The following is a 19,309-nucleotide window of genomic DNA, read 5'->3' as shown; positions in this document are numbered from 1 at the left end:
CAGGTCAACTTGAATTGCCTGGGTCAGGGTGGTGCGAATACTTCTGGTTGAGGACGAAGACGAGATGGCGTCGGCCTTGTCTGCGGTCCTGAAAAGCTACGACATGCTGGCCGACCGGGTGACCTCGCTGATGGAGGCCGCGGAAATCATGGTGGCGGGCGCCTATGACGCGATCCTGCTCGACCGCAACCTGCCTGATGGCGACGGCATCAGCCTGATCCCGAAGCTCCGCGCCAAGGCGATCCCGACCCCCGTCATCGTGCTGACGGCGCGGGGCGAATTGTCGGACCGCGTCACCGGCCTCGACACCGGCGCCGACGACTATCTGGCCAAGCCGTTCGCGGCCGAGGAATTGCTGGCGCGGCTGCGGGCGGTGTGGCGGCGGTCCGCCGACCTGCAGCCCGATATCGTCAGGCTAGGGCGGCTGAGCTTCAACCTGAACCATTGCGAGGCCGAGGTCGACGGCCGCCTCCTGGAATTGCCGCGCCGCGAACTGCTGGTGCTGCAAACCCTGATGCGGCGGATGGGGCGCACGGTCGTGCGCTCGTCGCTCGAGGCTGCCGTCTATTCGCTCGACGAAGAGGTGCAGTCGAATGCGCTGGATACCCATGTCTCGCGCCTGCGCCGCAAGCTCACCGAGGCCGGCGCCGGCGTCGAGATCCACGGCATCCGCGGCGTCGGCTATCTCCTGCGAGCGGCATCATGAAGTCGATGAACACGGCGTCGCTGCGCTCGCGCCTGATCCGCCGATTGATCCCGCTGCACGCGGTGCTGCTCGTCGCTTTTCTTGTCTTGCTCATTGCAACTCTGTGGGCGTCCGGTTGCGTATATCGGCGCGACGATGGTCGCGGCATCGATGTGCTGCGCGACGCGGTGGCGCGCAGCGCTGACGGAACGCTTGTCCTGCGCGAGACCCCGGCGCTGAAGGAGCTGCGCGGCGATACGCGGAATTTGTGGTTCGTGATCCACGACAAGTCCGGCCATTCGCTCTCCGAGGGAGACGTGCCGCCGGAGTTTGCCCGTCTCGGCGGCGGGCTCGGCGATATCGATGGCGAAATTCGCAGTTGGGATCGCGCCAGTGACGATTCGCGTCATATCAGCGGACAGATGAAAGTGGTCGAGACCGCAGCAGGCCCGGTGCAGATCATCGTCACCAGCGAGATCAGGATCTCGGATGCGCAGTCGCTGCTGCAGATCACGCTGGCTTTCTTCGGGCTGATGTTGCCCGGCTTTGCCCTGATGGCGCTGACGACGCTGGTGGCGACCCCGCTCGTGGTGCGCAACGCGCTCGCGGGTCTTGACGAAGCCGCGCATCAGGCCGGCGAGATCGATATCGACAAGCGCGGCGCCCGGCTGCCGGTTGGCGCCGTCCCCACCGAGATCGCGCCGCTGGTGAGCGCCGTCAATGACGCCTTGGGACGGCTCGATGAAGGCTATGAACGGCATCGACGCTTCCTCGCCGATGCCGCGCACGAATTACGAACGCCGATCGCGATCCTCACCACGCGCCTGGAAGGCCTGCCGCAAAGCGCCGAGAAGGCGCGCCTGATCGAGGACGTCTCGCGGCTTGCGACGCTGACCGAGCAGTTGCTCGATCTGCAGCGGCTCGAGCAGCGGCTGGCGCAATCGTCCGCCATCGATCTTGCAGGTCTCTGCGCACAGGTGATCGCCGATCTCGCGCCGCTCGCGATCGCGGCCGGCTATGAGATCTCATTGCAGCATGAGGGTGCGCGGATCGACGTGTGGGGCGATCGGGGCGCGCTCGAACGTGCCGTCGTCAATCTGGTGCAGAATGCGATCCAGCATGGCGGTCATCGCGGCGCCATCGTCGTTGCCGTCAGCGCACCGGCGACGGTCGAAGTCCGCGACCAGGGCCCCGGCATTCCGGCTTCAGAGCGCGAGCGCATCTTCGAGCCGTTCCACCGCCTGCAGCCGCGGCACCGCGGCGCGGGCCTCGGCCTCAACCTCGTGCGCGAGATCATCCATCTGCATCGCGGCGAGGTGAGCGTCACCGAACGAAGCGGCCACGGCGCCTGCTTCCGCATCTCCCTCCCACCGATCGCGCTCCCCGCCTTGGCCGTGAGTTGAGAGCCAGTAGCCCGGGTGAAGCGAAGCGCAACCCGGGATATCTCTATCAAAATCGACGACCGGTCCCGGGTGACACTGACGCTCCACCCGGGCTACGGCACCGAAGGTTTCGCTCGGCGCCGGAGCTAATTTACTCCGGCTTCGCCACGCCCACCGCCGTCATTCCGGGACGATGCGCAGCATCGGGCTATGATGTGCAATTGCACATCAGAGAATCCATTTCTCCGCCGTCGCCCGCGGCCTGATGGATTCTCTGATGTGCAATTGCACATCATAGCTCGCGCTGCGCGCGCCCCGGAATGACAACCGGTTATTGCTGAGGTCGAGAGCGGGCCCGGGGTACGCTTTCGCTCCACACGGGCTACGGCATTTTTCGTGTGGCCGCATCAATCCTCACAACACGCAATGCTGTCGCAATGCCGCGCGTCGATGATGCGCGTGTCTTGATCCGAATCGCATCTGGGGCTTGCGGCGCGGCGCCGGGACACTGTGCTTCTTATTGCAAGGTCATGGACTCATGTCTCACGATGCCACATCGTTTTTTCTCTCCTGGCTGTTCAACCCGCGCCGGGTCGGCGCGGTCGCCCCGTCCGGCAACGCGCTTGCCGAATTGATCACCCGCGAGATCACGCCGTCATCCGGCCCGATCATCGAGCTCGGCGCCGGCACCGGCGTCTTCACCTACAAGCTGCTGCAGAAGGGAATCAGGCAGCAGGATCTCACCATCGTCGAATACGGATCCGAATTCGTCCAGATCCTGCAATTGCGCTTTCCCGGGGCGCGCGTGCTGTGGATGGACGCGGCGCGGCTCGGCACGGTGAAGCTCGCCGATGACGGCTCGGTCGGCGCGGTCGTGAGCGGCTTGCCGTTGCTGACGATGTCGCCGCGCAAGGTGCTGTCGATCGTAAGCGGCGCGTTTCGCTATGTGCGTCCGAACGGCGCGTTCTATCAGTTCACCTACGGACCGAGGGCGCCGATCCCGCGGCCGATCCTCGATCGGCTCGGGCTGAAGGCCACGCTGGTCGGGCGCACCATGAGCAACCTGCCGCCGGCCTCCGTCTATCGGCTGGTGCGGCGCGCGCCGTCCCGCTTCTCCACGCTGCGTCCCGGCGCGATCGAGGATCAGTCGCAGCTTGACAATCTCGAACTGCGACCGCGATTGGCAGTCGTTCCTACGGTGCTGGAGCCGAGCTAAGCCCTCACGCCGCGCGGATATTGGCGAGGAAGCCGTCGACCTTGCCTCGCAGCATCTCGGCCTGCTTGTTGAGCTCTTCCGCCGAATCCAGCACCTTGCCGGCGGCCGTACCGGTCTCACCCGCGGCGCGGGTGACGCCGCCGATATTGCTGGAGACCGCGCTGGTGCCGTGCGCGGCTTGTTGCACGTTGCGGGCGATCTCTTTGGTGGCCGAGCCCTGCTGCTCGACCGCCGCCGCGATCACGGTGGTGATCTCGTTGATCCCGCCGATCGTGCCGCCGATGCCTTCGATCGCGTGTACCGCGTCCGTCGTCGCGCCCTGCATCGCCGCGACCTGCGCGGAGATCTCCTCGGTTGCCTTCGCGGTCTGGCTCGCCAGCGACTTGACCTCGCTCGCCACCACAGCAAAGCCGCGCCCGGCCTCGCCGGCCCGCGCCGCCTCGATGGTGGCGTTCAGCGCCAAGAGGTTGGTCTGGCTCGCGATATCGCTGATGAGCTTGATCACGTCGCCAATCTTCTGCGCCGCCGCCGAAAGGCCTTGCACCGTCACATTGGTGCGGTTGGCCTCCTCCACCGCCTGCTGCGCGACGCGGGTCGATTCCGCGACCTGGCGTCCGATCTCGGAGACCGAGGACGACAATTCTTCCGTCGCCGCGGCCACGGTCTGCACGTTGGCGGAGGCCTGCTCGGCGACGGCGGAAACTGTCGTCGCCTGGCGGCTCGCTTCCGAGGCCGCGCCCGACATGCTGTTCGAGGTCGTGCGCAGACCGGCCGCGGCGCCCGCCAGCGCATCGAGCGAACTGCGGACGCTGTTCTCGAACTCGTCGGCCATCTTGCCGAGCAGGCTGATCCGCTCGGCTTCGGCCTGCTTCTTGAGCTCGTCCTGTTCGCCGCGCAGCCGCGCTGCATCGATCATGTTGTTCTTGAACACCTGGACCGACTGCGCCATCGCGCCGACTTCGTCGCGGCGCTCCTGCGCGGGTATCACGGTGTCGGTCGCGCCGTCGGCGATCTTGCGCATGGCGGCGGTCATGCCGGTGATCGGGCCGACGATGCTGCGTCCGATCAGGAAGCACATGCCGGCAACGAGCAGCAGCGCGACGGCGAGGATCGACCCGATCCAGCGCGCCTCCGACCAGAAGATCGCATCGATGTCGTCGAGATAGACGCCACCGGCAATGGCCCAGCCATAGGGTTTGAATTCGGTCGCATAGGAGATCTTCGGCACCGCCTCGCCACCGGCTACGCGTGTAAAGCGGTACTGCACGAAGCCGCCGCCCTGGGGAGCCATTTCGACCTGCCGGCGGGTGTAGAACACGCCGTCGGAATCAGCCGTATCCATCAGGTTCTTGCCGTCGACCTTCGGATTCGGATGCGACTCGACGACGCCCTGCTTGCCCAGGGCATAGAAATAGTCGTCCTTGCCGAAGCGCAGCGTGCGCAGCAGCGCCTTGCTTCGTTCGAGGACCTGCGCGTCGGAAAGGCCGGCCTTCCTGGCGGCCTCGTAGTCCTGCTCCACCGTCTGCTTGGCGAGTAGGACCAGATCCTGCAGCTTGGCCTTGCGATCCTCGAGCAGATTGTTCTTCAGCGCCTGCAGGCCGACAAAGGCCACGGCGACAATGCCGAGCACCGAAACTCCGACCATGATCATCAGCTTGGAGGAAATCCTGAGATTGCCGAGCATCGCACACCTTTTCTGGAGCTTCCGGCGGCTTCGGCCGCCGATGGTTCCGAAAGGATTAATGCGAATTGGTGAAATTGCCCCTAATGGACGCGACCGCAGGACCTTCCGGCTGCAGTCGATCACCCCTTCAAACAGAGCAAATCCGCGTCGAAACGTCACGCCTTTCGCGGCGAGCACAATGCGGGACCGTAGAGCGCGACGAAGCCGATGAAGGCGATCGCCCAGGCGGCGCCGGCCACCGTCAGCAGCGGGATCATGTGCGCCGGCTCGAGCGAGGCGCAGATGCGTGCGAGTGCGGCGATAACGATCGCGGCATAGATCACCTGTGTCCCCGCGGAAGCCTGCAGCGCGCGACCGGTATGGCCGAGGGTGGCACGGGTCATCACCGCAAGCGTCATCCCGCCGATGGCGCCGCCGGTCCAGGCATGGATGCCGGCGCCCACCGGAACGAGGTCGATCGCAGCCAGTCCGGTCAGGATGAAGCCCACCGGTATGAAGGCGTAGGCCAGGTGCAGGATCAGCACCAGGCGGTCGGACAGGGTCCGGTATCCGGCCCAGCGCCCAAGCCGGATCAGATGGAAGGCGCCGGCGGGCAATAGCAGCGCCGAGGTCAACGCGCCCAGCGGCATCGCCACCCAGGCCAGCAGCGCGATGCCGCCTGCCGCGACCGTGATGCTGTCGAAGCCGCCGAACGGAGTCGGCATCCGGCCGGCGGGTTGGCGCGCGAGCCAGTTGCGCGTGAAGCTCGGAATGATGCGACCGCCGATCAGCGTGACCAGCATGACCACCAGCGCGATCGCAAACCGCGTCGAATAATCGGCGAGCCCGTTGAGATGTGCCTCGATGTGGAAGGCCAGATTGGCGAGCGAGAGCAGCGAAACGATCGCCACGACCGGGAGGTTGCTCCATTTGCGTCCCGCCACGATCTCGCGCGCGGCCGCCGTCGCGAGCAGCGTGAGGAACGCGACATCGATCACAGCGGTAGCAGCCCATCCGATCGATGCCGAGAGGAAGATCGCGATCCGGCCGGCGATCCAGGTCGAGACCAGCGCTGCCAGCGAATTGCCCTGCAGCGGCAACCGCCCGGTCCAGTTCGGCACGGCAGTCAAAAGGAAGCCGCCGATCACGGCGCTGACATAGCCGAACAGCATCTCATGCACATGCCAGTCGCGCGGCGAGAACACCGTGGTCAGGGCCAGATGACCTTCATACACCGGCAGCCAGATCACGATCATCGCGCCGGCATAGGCCGAGCTGAGCAGAAAGAACGGCCGGAAGCCGTAGGAGAGTACGGCCGGCCCTTGATACTGGCGCAATCTTGGGATCGACATGGCTGCCATCCGCTCGTGTACTTGTTGCTACTTTCCCGCCTCGGCGGGGGTATATTGAGTCTTAGCGTTCCGAGGTCCTGCGCGATTTGCGTCAGGACAACGTTCCGGAGGAATGTGGGCAACGGCCTCCGGTTCCATCTCGCATGCGCTGCTTCGCCTGGGGAAGCAGGCTGGCCGCCGGATCGAGACCGGCATCGAGATCGATTTTCCGATCAGCCGCCAGGACGTCGCCGAGATGACCGGCACCACGCTGCACACGGTCAGCCGCATCTTGAGCGCATGGGAGCAGCAGGGCCTCGTCGAAGGCGGCCGCCAGCGCATCGGGCTGCGTGATCCGCACAAACTGTTCGCACTGGCCGAAGGCCGCATTCCCTCCCAAGGTCCGGTGGCTGACGGACGCCGGCCGCAGGGGACGCACCGCACCTGGTATGATAGGCTTCGTGGCGATCCCGTAACCGAGGGTTGTGTCGCGGTAACTCTACCCGCAAATTGCGGGTTCCGTCTCGTGGTCCCGTCCGTTGCTATCGTCAACCGGCCGGTGTGTCGGGCGGATTGATCGGTCCGCCCGGCATCTAGAGCATGATCCGGAAAAGTGGAAGCCGGTTTTCCGAAAAGATCATGCTCAAACAAAGAGATGAGATCATGATTCGATTCCGTCCAATCGAATCATGATCTAGTGGTCCGCTACTCCGCCGGCTTGCTGAGATTCGGCGCGACCACGGTCGGATCCAATCCGAGCAGCAGGGCACGCTCTTTTCGCTCTTCGGCCAGAAAGCCCAGTTCGCGCTCAAGCGAACGGGCCACCGCTTCCTGGGCCGATTTGCGACGTTTGCTGTTTTCGTGAAGTCTTGGCGGTTGGGTAGTCACACAAGGTCCCCGTGTCATGAATCTGTCATGGGGTGATCGCATGGACGATTCAGTCGCCCCAAATCAAATACTTTTTAGTGGCTAAGTTTGCGCACCGTCCTAATACCGACAAAGTATTCATGCAGCGAGATGGGTATTCGGCATGCACGCGCGCCCATTCGGCCGGATGAGATGATGAAGAACAGAAGTCCGAACGCTGCCCCCTACATCCTGACCGCCCTGGCGCTCGCCGCCGCGATCTGGACCGCACTGGGCTCACCGCACAGCGAACGGCCCGTCACGAAGCAAGTGGCCCACAGCAGCGTGGCGCCGTGAGGCTGCGTAGCGGCCGCTGATTCCTGATCGTGTAAAGCAGCGTCCTCAGCACATTGATTCGTGTAGCCGGGCGCCGCCTCAACCACCACTCTTCGTCATTCCGGGGCGCGCCTCTTGGCGCGAGCCCGCAATCCCTCGGACGGCAGGCGCGAGGGCGAAATGGATTCTCTGATGTGCAATTGCACATCATAGCTCATCGCTTCGCGACGCCCCGGAATGACGATGTGGCTGCTTTCGGTGCGACAAATCAACCCGACGAGGCTGGGCAAGTATTCGCCGCGGGCGCGTCCTCGTAGAACGTCCTTTCTTTGCGCGACGCGCATGGCAATGAGGATGGAATTTTCTACGTGCAATCGCCCGCAACGGCGAATGCATTTCTGCGCCGTTCAAGGCTGATTGAATACTTGCCCAGCCTCGACGGGCAAATCAGCTAAAGTCTGTCCAGCCCTGCAGCGAAAAACATTCCGCTTTCGCCGTCGGGCAAATCAGTGATTTAACTCCGCGCGTCTCACGGCGGATGAGGGGCGGCTCGCGATCGTCACGAACGTTGCGGTGAGATGCGGTGGACGCAGGTTTTGCGAGAGACGAACGCAACACCGGCGGACGGTGAAGTCGTGTGGTTCTGGCGCCCCGACGCTGGCGCTAAGCTTCTAACGAAGTGACGGTGGCAAGAAAGCCCGGTCACCGGGAAGAGCACGAAGGAAACCGTAAAACCATCGCGCAGGGAAAGCCGGAATGCTTCGGTTGAACCTGTGGTCCTACCCCCGTGCTTTTTGTTGCACGGGACCCACGGGTGCAACCAGCACCCGGCTTTCCCTGCGCCCTCTGCTGATTGAGAGGGTGGAAAGTGAGGCAAGCCTCGGGCGAACAGCGCCGCGGGAATGCGGACGCACATCTCTCCCCAACTCCGCCGTCATGCCCCGCGCAGGCGGGGCATCCAGTATCCGGCGGCCTCTCAACTTAAGCTCAGCCGTCTCTGGAATACTGGATCGTCCGCCGGAGCCTGTCATCGGTCGGCCATTCGGCCGACCCGGTGGCGGACGATGACAGCGGAGAGCTGTTTGAAAGTTGAATCAGAACCTCTCCCCACGTCGTCCCGGGCTTCCATCCGAAATGGTCGACCGGGTGCTGTCCTCGGTGAAACGTTGAAGGGCCCGCGCCGATCGCCTATCTCTGCTAAAGCCACCGATTTCAAGGATCCCGAATGACCGCATCGCAACGCAACCTTTCCGCCGCAATCGATCCCGAAAAGCTCGACCGTCTCGCCGAAGTCGCCATCAGGGTCGGGCTCGGATTGCAGCCGGGACAGGACCTGCTCCTGACTGCGCCGTCGTCGGCGCTGCCGCTGGTGCGGCGGCTCGCGGTGCATGCCTACAAGGCCGGCGCCGGCCTGGTCACGCCGATCCTCTCCGACGAAGAGGTCACGCTGGCGCGCTATCGGCATGGCCATAACGAAGGCTTCGATCGCGCGGCGAACTGGCTCTATGAGGGCATGGCAAAGGCGTTCTCCGCCAACACCGCGCGGCTGGCGGTGGTCGGCGACAACCCGATGCTGCTGTCGGGCGAGGACCCGACCAAGGTTGCGCGCGCCAGCAAGGCCAATTCGGTCGCCTATCAGCCAGCGCTGGAAAAGATCGTCAATTTCGAGGTCAATTGGAACATCATCGCCTATCCCAGCGCATCCTGGGCCAAGCAGGTTTTTCCTGACGATCCCTTGGAGACCGCGGTGGGGAAGCTGGCGGACGCGATCTTTGCGGCGTCCCGCGTCGACCAGGACGGTGCGGTCGCCGCCTGGGAAAAGCACAATGCAGTCTTGCGCGAGCGAACCCAATGGCTGAACGGCCAGCGCTTCCACGCGCTGCACTATACGGGACCGGGGACCGATCTCACGATCGGGCTCGCCGACGGCCATGAATGGGAAGGCGGCGCATCGGTTGCCAAGAACGGCGTCACCTGCAACGCCAACATCCCGACGGAAGAGGTTTTCACCACCCCGCATTGCCGCCGCGTCAGCGGTCACGTCGTGAGCTCGAAGCCGCTGTCCTATCAGGGCACCCTGATCGACAATATCCAGGTCAGGTTCGAGGAGGGGCGGATCGTCGAAGCCAGGGCCTCGTGCGGCGAAGAAGTCTTGAAAAAGGTGCTCGACACCGACGAGGGCGCGCGCCGCCTCGGCGAGGTCGCGCTGGTGCCGCACTCCTCTCCGATCTCCAAGAGCGGACTGCTGTTCTTCAACACGCTGTTCGACGAGAACGCCGCCTCGCATATCGCGCTCGGCCAGTGCTATTCGAAATGCTTCGTCGACGGCGACAAGCTGACCCCGCAGCAGGTCGCAGCGCAAGGCGGCAACCAGAGCCTGATCCATATCGACTGGATGATCGGCTCCAGCCAGACCGACATCGATGGCGTCAGGACCGACGGCAGCCGCGTGCCGGTCTTCCGCAAGGGCGAGTGGGCGTAGGCGAGGATCTCCCTCTCCCCGCCCTTCGCGGGGAGAGGGTCGGGTTGAAGGGCCCTCTCCGCAAATACGATGGTAGCGATGTGCGCGGAGGCTCCCCCTCACCCGAAATTCAAGCGAAGCTTGAATTTCGACCTCTCCCGCAAGCGGGGCGAGGTGAACTCCGACTACACGCCGTCGAGGATGATCACCGTCGGAGTCGATGGCAGCGTGTCGCGCGAAATCTTAAGCGTCCGCTCGCTGCGCTGGTCGATCTCGAACTGCTGGCCGATCAGGCGCATGAATTCGTCGAGCGGGGTGGCGAAGCGGTGCATCGGCAGCACCACGGCGGCGCGCAGCCGCTTGGTGATTTCGGAGACGCCGGAAAGCGACATGGTGAAGGTGCCGTCGATCGGCACCATCACGATGTCGAGCCGGCCGATGGCCGCGAAATGGCTCTCGTCGAGCTTGTGGTGCAAATGGCCGAGATGGCCGATGCAGAGGCCGGCGACCTCGAAGATGAAGATCGAGTTGCCGTCCTTGATCATCTCGCCGCCGGAGTCCTCGCCATAGGTGCGGCGGATGTCGGTGGTGACATTGCGGACGAAGACATCGCCGATCCGCATCGCATAATGGGCGGGCTGACCGTTCTCGCCCCAGCCTTGCAGCACATGCGGGATCTTCGGATCGGGAAACAGCGTGTAATGCGTGCTATGCGCCCGGTTCATGGTGACGACATCAGGCAGGCGGCCGGTACGGTAGGCGCCATTGTAGTCGGTCGCGATCCGGATGCCGCCGGGGGTATCGATGTAATAGGTGGAGTGCCCGGCATAGGTGATCCCGACCTCGTCGGCCTTGGCGACGCGGCGCAGGCTGACCGGCGTGGCGCGCGGCGGTGCATTGGCCATCGCCAGGCATTCGCTGCGCTGGGCGTCCTGCCCATGGGCCGCGATGCTGAGGAGGCCGAGCAGGGCAAAGGCGGCGAGGATCGATCGCAACATGGGCAAGGTCCGTCGGCGGTGACGTCCCTGCCACTCTACCGGCTAATCCCGCGGCCGTCATGGGTCTTGCCGGCAGGCTTTCGCCCGATCCGCTCGCAATGACGGTGGTAGCTCACTCCCGCCGCGGGCTGATCTTCCAGGTCGTGGCGAGCACCATCAGCGTCATCGCGCCGGTGATAACGGCCGCGATCGGCATTGCCAGCGCGAGCGCGGACGTCGCCGCCCAGCCGATCGAGCAGAAGGCTTCCGCGAAAGTGGCGACGCGCGAGGAGGTCTGGCGGCGGCGAAACTGGCTGCGCTTGGCCTGCACGCGGAACCAGAGCTGGATCGTGGCGGCCGAGATCGTGGCGATAGTCACGCCGAGCGCGGTGACAGCCGCCTGCAGCACCGAGGCGAACGCCAGTGCGATGACGAACGGCGCGACCACCAGCGCGATCGAAAGCAGCACCACTTCGATCTTGGCGCGGATCACCTGCGACGGCGACAGCGGCGCAGTCGCGACCAGGTCGGCCGCGTCTTCGCCCGATATCGTCAGCCAGGCGAGGCCGCCGGCAAGCTGGCCGGCTGCCATCACGACAACGGGCGTGATCAGCGTCAGGCCGGCGGAGCCATCGGCAAAGCTCCGCCACAGCATCAGCGCCGGCGGTGCCAGGTAGAGCAGTTGCATCAGGCTCTGCGACAGCAGCCAGGGATCGCGCCGCAGCAGCATGAACTCTTTCCAGCGCAGCGCCTGCTGGCGCGAGCCGCGCTGGAATGTTCGCATCTTGGCCGTTCGGCCGGTCATCGCCGGGTTCGCCGAGATGCTGATGATGGTATCGGCAAAGCGCGGCGAGAATGCCACGATCACGACGCCGAGCAGCATCAGGCTGAAGACGAGCAGGAGCGAGAGCGCCTCGCCGTCGCCGAGCATGGCGCGGGCCGGCCACCACAGCATGCTGCCGGCATCAGGCGCGAAGCCAGCCACGGTATCGGAGGTCAGGACGGCGAAACGCGAGAGCGTGCCGTAAGAGAGGATCGCGGCGATCTGCAGCGCGATGACGAAACCGGCGCCGATGATCGCGGCCAGCACCTGCGCTACCAGGCGGGTGCGGCGCGGGCCGATCAGGTGGAACAGCGCCACCGTGAGGGCGGTGGCGACCGCCGCGGCCGAAAGGCCGATCGCGATGACGACGCCGAACGCGGCGAGCCAGCGCGGTCCGCCGCTGACCACCAGCACATCGACGAAGGGCGTCGAGAACAACAGCGCCATGCCGGTGACCTGCAGCGCGATGGCGGCAATGCGGACCGAGAAGATGTTGGTGAGCCGGACCGGCGAGGACATGATCAAATCGAGGTCGGCGCGGGCGTAAAATACCCGCGTCACCGATTCGACCGCCTGCGAGAGGATCAGCGCCCAGGCGAGGAAGATCGTCGACGACGTCACGATCAGCGCGGACTTGTCGAGCGGCAGCGTCAGGTCGGCAAAACGGCCGACCACCGCATAGGCCGGCAAATGCAGGATGGCGGCGAAAACGACGAGGCCGATCACCGCGCGTTTGCGGCGGCCCTGTCGGCCGGTCATCATCGCCAGCCATTCGCGCCAGGCGAGGCGGATTTCGTGCCGGGCGAACCAGGTGAGGTCGGTCGCCGAACTCATGCGGCGGCCGCCTCGGTCTCGACCAGGGCGATAAAGGCGTCTTCGAGGCTGGTGTCGTTGCGGCCGTTGCGCTGGCGCAGTTCCGCGAGCGTGCCTTCGGCCACGAGCCTGCCCTTGGCGATGACGCCGATGCGGTCGGCCATGCGCTCGGCGACTTCAAGGATGTGCGTGGTCATGATCACGGTGGAGCCGGCGCGCACGCGCTCCTGCAACAGGCCCTTGACGTGGCGGGCGGAGAGCGCGTCGAGGCCGGTCAACGGCTCGTCGAGGATGATCAGGCGCGGATCGTGGACCAGCGCGCCGGCGAGCGCCACCTTCTGGCGCATGCCTTTGGAGAATCCCTCGCAGCGCTCGTGCAGATGCGGCTCGAGCCCGAGCGAGACGAGGAGGTCCTGGGCTGAGCGTTCGGAAAGGCGGGAATCGATGCCCCAGAGGCCGGCGACGAATTCGAGATATTCGAGGGGGGTGAGCTTGTCGTAGATCATCGGCTCATCCGACACCCAGGCCAGGATCTGCTTGGCGGCGATCGGATCGGACAGGGCATCGATGCCGAAGATCGATACCGAGCCGGCGTCGGGCTTGAGCAGGCCGGCGACCATCCGCAGCGTCGTGGTCTTGCCGGCGCCGTTCGGCCCGAGCAGCGCGTAGAACTCGCCGGGGCGCACCGTGAGATCGAGCGCGTCGACCGCCGGCCGGTCGAAACGCTTGGTTAACCCTCGCACTCCGAGTGCTGGCGCATCCGATGGCATGATGTGGGGACGGTCCAGGTTGATGTCTGGTTGCGGACCATGGGCCGAAAAGCGTTTCGGCGCGGTGAATCGCAGGCCGCAAAACGCGGGCAATGCGCGGGAACGTTCGGCTGCGGCATTTCTGCGCAATTATGCCAGACGGCGGGCGCAGCGCTTTGTTGACTCTGGTTCCTGCTTTGCGCTCAAATCGCCGCCGGACATAGACAGCTTCCAGCGCTCCCGAACAGAGGAGGGCGGAAGCGGGATGCAACAAGCGGTCGCCAAGAATTGCCGTGCATCGGGGAGGGATAACGATGCTGGACTTCGTTCAGCAGCTCGTGAGCGGCATTGCGCTTGGCTGCGTCTACGGCCTCATCGCGCTCGGCTTCGTGCTCGTTTACAAGGCAACCGAGGTCGTCAATTTCGCCCAGGGCGACCTGATGATGCTGGGCGGCTTTTTCGCCTTCACCTTCATCGGCATGCTCGGCCTCAATTACTGGATCGGCTTTGCCGGCGCGGTGGCGGCGATGGCGCTGTTCGGCATGCTGGCGGAGCGGGTGGTGGTGCGGCCGATCCTCGGCTATCCGCAGTTCTCCGTCATCATGGCGACCATCGGCCTCGGCTATTTCCTGCGCTCGGTCGCCGGCATCATCTGGGGGACGGACGACTTCAAGATCGAGACGCCGTTCAGCCAGGGCGTCCTGCGCATCGGCAGCCTCGTGCTGGCCTACGACAAGCTGTCGGTGATCGCGGCGACGGTCATCCTGTGCGCGCTGCTCTATCTGTTCTTCAACCGCACCACGCTTGGCACCGCGATGCGGGCGAGCTCGGAGAACATGCTGGCCGCCTATTACATGGGCATCCCGGTCAAGCGCGTGGTCTCGATCGTATGGGCGATCTCGGCGGCGGTCGCCACCTGCGCCGGCGTGCTGCTGGCGCCGATTACGTTCATTCACTCCAATGTCGGCCTAGTGCTGGGATTGAAGGCGTTTCCGGCCGCCGTCCTCGGCGGCTTCGGATCGATCCCTGGCGCTGTGGTCGGCGGCGTGCTGATCGGTGTGATCGAGAGCATGGCCGGCTTCTATCTGCCCCAAGGCTGGAAGGACGTCGCACCCTATATCGTGCTGCTCGCGGTGCTGCTGCTGAAGCCCGAAGGCCTGTTCGGCCTTCACGTGCGCAAGAAGGTTTGAGCAGCATGCGGTTCCTGTTCAAGACCGACTACGAAGACGACATCAAACTGTTCCCGCATTCGGGTTACATCTTCTCCTATGGCCTGTTGCTGGCGTTGCTCTTGATCGCGCCGCACGTGCTCTCGAGCTATCTGATGAGCCAGCTCGTCTTCGTCTGCATTTATGCGACCGTCGGCGTGGGGCTGTTGATCCTGACCGGCTTCACCGGGCAAGCCTCGCTTGGGCACGCGGCGTTTCTCGCGATCGGCGCCTACACCGCTGCCTATCTGCAGCAGTACAACGTGCCCTTTACGGTCTATTTCCTGGCCGCCGGGCTGCTCACCGGCGTGGTCGGCGCGCTCGTCGGATTTCCGGCGCTGCGGCTGCAGGGCATCTATCTCGTCATTGCGACCATCTCCTTTGCCTTCATCGTCGAGGAGATCCTGGCGCGCTGGGAGAGCGTGACCCATGGCAATGAGGGCATGCGGGTCAAGACACTCTATTTCTTGGGCGCCGCAGTGCCGCGCGACGGGCCGACCTTCTATTATCTCTGCCTTGCGGTGCTGGTGCTAACTATCGTCGGCTCGCTGAACCTTTTGCGCTCGCCGACCGGCCGTGCCTTCGTCGCGATCCGCGACAGCGAGACGGCGGCGCGCAGCATGGGCATCAACGTCTCGCTCTACAAGGTGAAGTCTTTTGCCATCAGCGCCGCCATCACCGGCTTTGCCGGCGTGCTGTTCGCGCACAAGCTCTCGTTCATCAGCCCGGAGATGTTCACGCTGCAGCTCTCGATCGAGTTCATCATCGTGATTCTGATCGGCGGCACCTTCAGCCTGCACGGCGCGGTGCTGGGCGCGATCTTCCTTGTCATGATCGATCCGTTCCTGACCTATCTGAAAGACGACATGCCCGGCGTGATCGCAGGCCTTGCTGCGACGCTTGGCGCCGGCCAGGAGCGCGCCGCGCATATCCAGAACTCAGTCGCCGCGTTTGCCTCCGCCAATGGCCTGAAGGGCGCGATCTACGGCATCATCATCGTGCTGTTCGTGCTGTTCGAACCGCTCGGTCTTTACGGCCGTTGGCTCAAGATCAAGCTCTTCTTCCAGCTCTTCCCGCTCTACAAGCGCGCCACCTTCAAGCGGCAGAAGATCTATGTGAAGTCGGAGCGGAACCGATGAGCTATTTCCGCGCCGAGAATCTCTCGCTTCACTTCGGCGGCCTCAAGGCGGTCGATGCCGTGAGCTTCGCTGTCGAGAAGGGCGAGATACTCTCGATCATCGGGCCGAACGGCGCAGGAAAAAGCTCGATCTTCAACCTGATCTCGCGCATCTATCCGCCGACCTCGGGAAAGATCTTCTTCGAGGATCAGGACATCACCGAGCAGCCGGCCTACGACATCGCCAAGCTCGGCATCGCCCGCACCTTCCAGAACATCGAACTGTTCGAGAATGCGACGGTGCTTTCCAATCTGCTGGTCGGCCGTCATCGCCACTCCACCACGCAGCTCTGGCAGGAGCTATTGTTCCTGCCGAGCGTGCGCGCCAGCGAGAAGGTGCATCGCCGCCGCGTCGAACAGGTGATCGAATTCCTCGATCTCGAGCCCTATCGCGACAAGCTGATCTCCGGATTGCCGTACGGCGTGCGCAAGGTGATCGAACTCGCTCGCGCGCTGTGTTCGGAGCCGAAGCTGATCCTGCTGGACGAGCCATCGTCGGGACTGAACGTGGAGGAAACCGACGACATGTCGTTCTGGATCCGCGACATGAGATCCGAACTCGGCATCACCGTGCTGATGGTCGAGCACGACATGACATTGGTGAACCGTGTCTCCGATCGCGTCATCGCGCTGAACTACGGCCGGGTGCTGGCGATGGGTTCGCCTGCGGACGTGCAGCAGCATCCCGACGTCGTCGCGGCCTATCTCGGAGCATGACGCCATGATCGCCGCCGTCACGCCCGAGACCATCCTGAAGCTCAGCAATATCGAGAGCTATTACGGGCCGATCATGGCCATCCGCGGCATCAGCCTGGAAGTGCCCCGCGGCAGGATCGTCACGCTGCTAGGGGCGAATGGTGCCGGCAAGACCACGGTGCTGAAGACGATTTCCGGCATCCTCGATCCGCAGAAGGGCTCGATCGAATTCTTGGGGAGGCCGATCCAGCGCATGGAGGCCGACAAGATCGTGCGGCTGGGTTTGAGCCACGTGCCGGAAGGGCGGGAGGTGTTTCCGTTCCTGTCGGTGCGCGAGAACCTGATGATGGGCGCCTATCCGCGCACGGATCGCGACGGCGTCGCCGACGATCTGGAGCGCGTCTACAGCTATTTCCCGCGGCTGAAAGAGCGCATTGATCAGCCGGCTGGCCAGCTCTCTGGCGGCGAGCAGCAGATGCTTGCGATCGGGCGGGCATTGATGAACCGGCCGACGCTGCTGCTGCTCGATGAGCCATCGCTCGGGCTGTCGCCGATCCTGGTGAAGGAGATCTTCACCATCATCCGGCGGGTCAACGAAGAGCAGGGCATGTCGATCCTCCTGGTCGAACAGAACGCCAAGGTCGCGCTGGAGACGGCGCACTACGGCTATGTGCTGGAGATCGGCCGCATCGTGATGAACGATACCTGCGAGCGGTTGATGCATTCAAAGGATATCCAGGAGTTCTATCTCGGCGCCAAGGAGGCGGGTGCGCGGGGGGAGCGACGCTGGAAAAAGAAGAAAACATGGCGTTGAGAGGGACTTGGCGGTAAATTGAAGGCCTGTCGCGGAAAGATCGGCGCAAAAGCCGGCGGTCGCGACAGGCGAGGAGAGGAGGGAACGGGCATGGCCGGACCGGCGGTGCTGACGGTCGCCGACACGATCGCGAGGAGTTTTCTGCTGGCGGTGGAGACGCGAGGCGACAGGCCCGCGATCCGCGAGAAGAAATTCGGCATCTGGCAGCCGACAAGCTGGCGCGAGTGGCTGCAGATCTCCAAGGACATCGCCTACGGCTTGCATGCCATCGGCTTCCGCCCCGGCGATGTCGCCTCGATCATCGCGAACGCAGTGCCGGAATGGGTCTATGCCGATATGGGCATCCTCTGCGCCGGCGGCGTCTCGTCCGGCATTTATCCGACGGACTCGCCGGTCCAGGTCGAATATCTCATCAATGATTCCCGCACCCGCGTGGTCTTCGCGGAAGACGAGGAGCAACTCGACAAGCTGCTCGCCTGCCGCTCGCGCTGCCTGACACTGGAGCGAATCGTCGTCTTCGACATGGAAGGCCTGAGCGGCTTCTCCGATCCCATGGTGATGTCGCTTGCCGAATTCGCCGCGCTTGGCCGCAATCATGCGCAGGACAATGAGGCGCTGTGGGACGAGATGATCGGAAGCCGGACCAGCGGAGATCTTGCGATCCTCGTCTACACCTCCGGCACCACAGGCCCGCCGAAGGGCGCGATGCACGCCAACCGCAGCGTGACGCATCAGATGCGCCACGCCAATGACCTCTACCCGTCGACCGATCACGAGGAGCGGCTGGTGTTCCTGCCGCTGTGTCACGTCGCCGAGCGCGTCGGCGGCTACTACGTCTCGGTCGCGCTCGGATCGGTGATGAATTTCGCCGAAAGCCCCGAAACCGTGCCGGACAATCTGCGCGAAGTGCAACCGACCGCCTTCCTCGCCGTGCCCAGGGTGTGGGAGAAAATGTACTCCGGCATTACCATCGCGCTGAAGGATGCGACCCCGTTACAGAACTGGGTCTACCGCCGCGCGATGGCAGTCGGCTATTGCATGACCGATTATCGGCTCGAAGGCGAAGAGCCGCCGCTGCCGCTACGCTTTGCCAACCGACTGGCCTATTGGCTGGTGTTCCGCAACATCCGCCGCATGCTCGGGCTCGACCGCTGCCGGATAGCGCTCACCGGCGCCGCGCCGATCGCGCCCGACCTGATCCGCTGGTATCTCGCGCTCGGCATCGACATGCGCGAGGTCTATGGCCAGACCGAGAATTGCGGCGTTGCCACCATCATGCCGACCGAGCGCATCAAGCTCGGCTCAGTCGGCAAGGCCGCGCCCTGGGGCGAGGTGATGACCTGCCCCAAGGGCGAGATCCTGATCCGCGGCGACTTCCTGTTCATGGGTTATCTCAACCAGCCCGAGAAGACCGCCGAGACTATCGACGTCAGGGGCTGGCTGCATACCGGCGATCTCGGCACGATCGACAACGAAGGCTACGTCAAGATCATCGACCGGATGAAGGACATCATCATCACCTCCGGCGGCAAGAACGTCACGCCGTCGGAAATCGAAAACCAGCTCAAATTCTCGCCCTATGTCTCGGACGCGGTGGTGATCGGCGACAAGCGGCCCTACCTCACCTGCCTCGTGATGATCGACCAGGAGAATGTCGAGAAATACGCCCAGGATCACGACATCCCCTTCACCAATTACGCGAGCCTATGCCGCGCGCGGGAGATTCAGGACCTGATCCACCGCGAGATCGAGGCCGTGAATGCCAATTTCGCCCGCGTGGAGACCATCAAGAAATTCTATCTGATCGAGCGCCAGCTCACGCCCGAGGATGAGGAATTGACGCCGACAATGAAGCTGAAGCGCAGCTTCGTGAACAAACGCTATGCCGCCGAGATCGAGGCGATGTACGGCGAGCGCGCGGTCGCATAGGCACGGCTTATTACTCCCTCTCCCCGTTCTTACGGGGAGAGGGTTGGGGTGAGGGGCTCTATCCGCGAAGACGGAGACAGACGGATTCGCAGAAGCTCGCCCTCACCCGAAATTCAAGCTGCGCTAGAATTTCGACCTCTCCCCGCAAGCGGGGTGAGGTGAAGAAAAGGCGAGGGAGCCAAAACAGGCCCGATCCTTCGCTC

Annotated in this window: 16 protein-coding genes and 1 pseudogene; 11 read left to right on the top strand and 6 right to left on the bottom strand. The window is 64.1% G+C overall.

Going from position 1 to position 19,309, the window contains the following annotated elements:
- Positions 1–31: 31 nt before the first annotated feature.
- From AC5ZG5_RS16820 to AC5ZG5_RS16810, 3 genes are all read left to right on the top strand, one after another.
- Positions 32–706, top strand: coding sequence for a response regulator transcription factor (locus tag AC5ZG5_RS16820; RefSeq protein ID WP_456642855.1), 675 nt, complete (start codon positions 32–34; stop codon positions 704–706).
- Entirely contained in the window at positions 703–2,088 is a 1,386-nt protein-coding gene (locus AC5ZG5_RS16815; RefSeq protein WP_130229905.1) for a sensor histidine kinase, read from the top strand. The genes AC5ZG5_RS16820 and AC5ZG5_RS16815 overlap by 4 nt, the downstream gene beginning before the upstream one ends.
- A gap of 517 nt (positions 2,089–2,605) precedes the next feature.
- Positions 2,606–3,283: a class I SAM-dependent methyltransferase gene (locus AC5ZG5_RS16810; protein ID WP_208828169.1), complete on the top strand. Its 678-nt coding sequence runs from the start codon at positions 2,606–2,608 to the stop codon at positions 3,281–3,283.
- Between the two features lie 4 nt (positions 3,284–3,287).
- On the opposite strand, the gene AC5ZG5_RS16805 is transcribed toward AC5ZG5_RS16810, so the two are convergent.
- Complete coding sequence (locus tag AC5ZG5_RS16805) at positions 3,288–4,967, bottom strand: methyl-accepting chemotaxis protein (RefSeq protein ID WP_456642856.1); 1,680 nt, start codon at positions 4,965–4,967, stop codon at positions 3,288–3,290.
- A gap of 155 nt (positions 4,968–5,122) precedes the next feature.
- Positions 5,123–6,298: an NnrS family protein gene (locus tag AC5ZG5_RS16800; RefSeq protein WP_456642857.1), complete on the bottom strand. Its 1,176-nt coding sequence runs from the start codon at positions 6,296–6,298 to the stop codon at positions 5,123–5,125.
- A gap of 136 nt (positions 6,299–6,434) precedes the next feature.
- Between AC5ZG5_RS16800 and AC5ZG5_RS16795 the strand changes: the two are divergent.
- Positions 6,435–6,659 (top strand): annotated as a pseudogene (locus AC5ZG5_RS16795) (helix-turn-helix domain-containing protein); the annotation flags it as partial.
- A gap of 323 nt (positions 6,660–6,982) precedes the next feature.
- Here the strand turns inward: AC5ZG5_RS16795 and AC5ZG5_RS16790 are convergent.
- Positions 6,983–7,183 (bottom strand): hypothetical protein, encoded by a 201-nt coding sequence (locus AC5ZG5_RS16790; RefSeq protein ID WP_210385126.1) that lies wholly within the window; start codon positions 7,181–7,183, stop codon positions 6,983–6,985.
- Between the two features lie 156 nt (positions 7,184–7,339).
- Between AC5ZG5_RS16790 and AC5ZG5_RS16785 the strand changes: the two genes are divergently transcribed.
- Complete coding sequence (locus AC5ZG5_RS16785) at positions 7,340–7,480, top strand: hypothetical protein (protein WP_155255498.1); 141 nt, start codon at positions 7,340–7,342, stop codon at positions 7,478–7,480.
- A 1,204-nt stretch (positions 7,481–8,684) separates the two neighbouring features.
- Positions 8,685–9,941: an aminopeptidase gene (locus AC5ZG5_RS16780; RefSeq protein ID WP_456642858.1), complete on the top strand. Its 1,257-nt coding sequence runs from the start codon at positions 8,685–8,687 to the stop codon at positions 9,939–9,941.
- A 164-nt stretch (positions 9,942–10,105) separates the two neighbouring features.
- On the opposite strand, the gene AC5ZG5_RS16775 is transcribed toward AC5ZG5_RS16780, so the two are convergent.
- From AC5ZG5_RS16775 to AC5ZG5_RS16765, 3 genes are all read right to left on the bottom strand, one after another.
- Positions 10,106–10,918 carry an MBL fold metallo-hydrolase gene (locus AC5ZG5_RS16775; protein ID WP_456642859.1) on the bottom strand — a complete coding sequence of 271 codons (813 nt, stop codon included), beginning with the start codon at positions 10,916–10,918 and terminating at the stop codon, positions 10,106–10,108.
- Positions 10,919–11,030: 112 nt separating this feature from the next.
- A complete protein-coding gene (locus AC5ZG5_RS16770) occupies positions 11,031–12,554 on the bottom strand; it encodes a permease (RefSeq protein ID WP_456642860.1) in 1,524 nt (507 codons plus the stop codon).
- Positions 12,551–13,303: an ABC transporter ATP-binding protein gene (locus AC5ZG5_RS16765; protein ID WP_456642861.1), complete on the bottom strand. Its 753-nt coding sequence runs from the start codon at positions 13,301–13,303 to the stop codon at positions 12,551–12,553. Before AC5ZG5_RS16765 ends, AC5ZG5_RS16770 begins: the two co-directional genes overlap by 4 nt.
- A 293-nt stretch (positions 13,304–13,596) precedes the next feature.
- Here AC5ZG5_RS16765 and AC5ZG5_RS16760 point away from each other — a divergent pair, with 293 nt between their 5' ends.
- From AC5ZG5_RS16760 to AC5ZG5_RS16740, 5 genes are all read left to right on the top strand, one after another.
- Positions 13,597–14,472 (top strand): branched-chain amino acid ABC transporter permease, encoded by an 876-nt coding sequence (locus tag AC5ZG5_RS16760; protein WP_456642862.1) that lies wholly within the window; start codon positions 13,597–13,599, stop codon positions 14,470–14,472.
- Between the two features lie 5 nt (positions 14,473–14,477).
- Positions 14,478–15,629 carry a branched-chain amino acid ABC transporter permease gene (locus AC5ZG5_RS16755; protein ID WP_456642863.1) on the top strand — a complete coding sequence of 384 codons (1,152 nt, stop codon included), beginning with the start codon at positions 14,478–14,480 and terminating at the stop codon, positions 15,627–15,629.
- Positions 15,626–16,384, top strand: coding sequence for an ABC transporter ATP-binding protein (locus AC5ZG5_RS16750; RefSeq protein WP_028167787.1), 759 nt, complete (start codon positions 15,626–15,628; stop codon positions 16,382–16,384). Before AC5ZG5_RS16755 ends, AC5ZG5_RS16750 begins: the two co-directional genes overlap by 4 nt.
- 4 nt (positions 16,385–16,388) lie before the next feature.
- Positions 16,389–17,177 carry an ABC transporter ATP-binding protein gene (locus AC5ZG5_RS16745; protein ID WP_456642864.1) on the top strand — a complete coding sequence of 263 codons (789 nt, stop codon included), beginning with the start codon at positions 16,389–16,391 and terminating at the stop codon, positions 17,175–17,177.
- Between the two features lie 90 nt (positions 17,178–17,267).
- The gene (locus tag AC5ZG5_RS16740) at positions 17,268–19,106 is read left to right on the top strand and encodes an AMP-dependent synthetase/ligase (RefSeq protein ID WP_456642865.1); all 1,839 of its coding nucleotides are present in this window, start codon (positions 17,268–17,270) and stop codon (positions 19,104–19,106) included.
- Positions 19,107–19,309 lie beyond the last annotated feature (203 nt).

The organism is Bradyrhizobium sp. Ses1, assembly GCF_059512365.1.
This window is presented reverse-complemented; position numbering and strand designations above follow the sequence as displayed.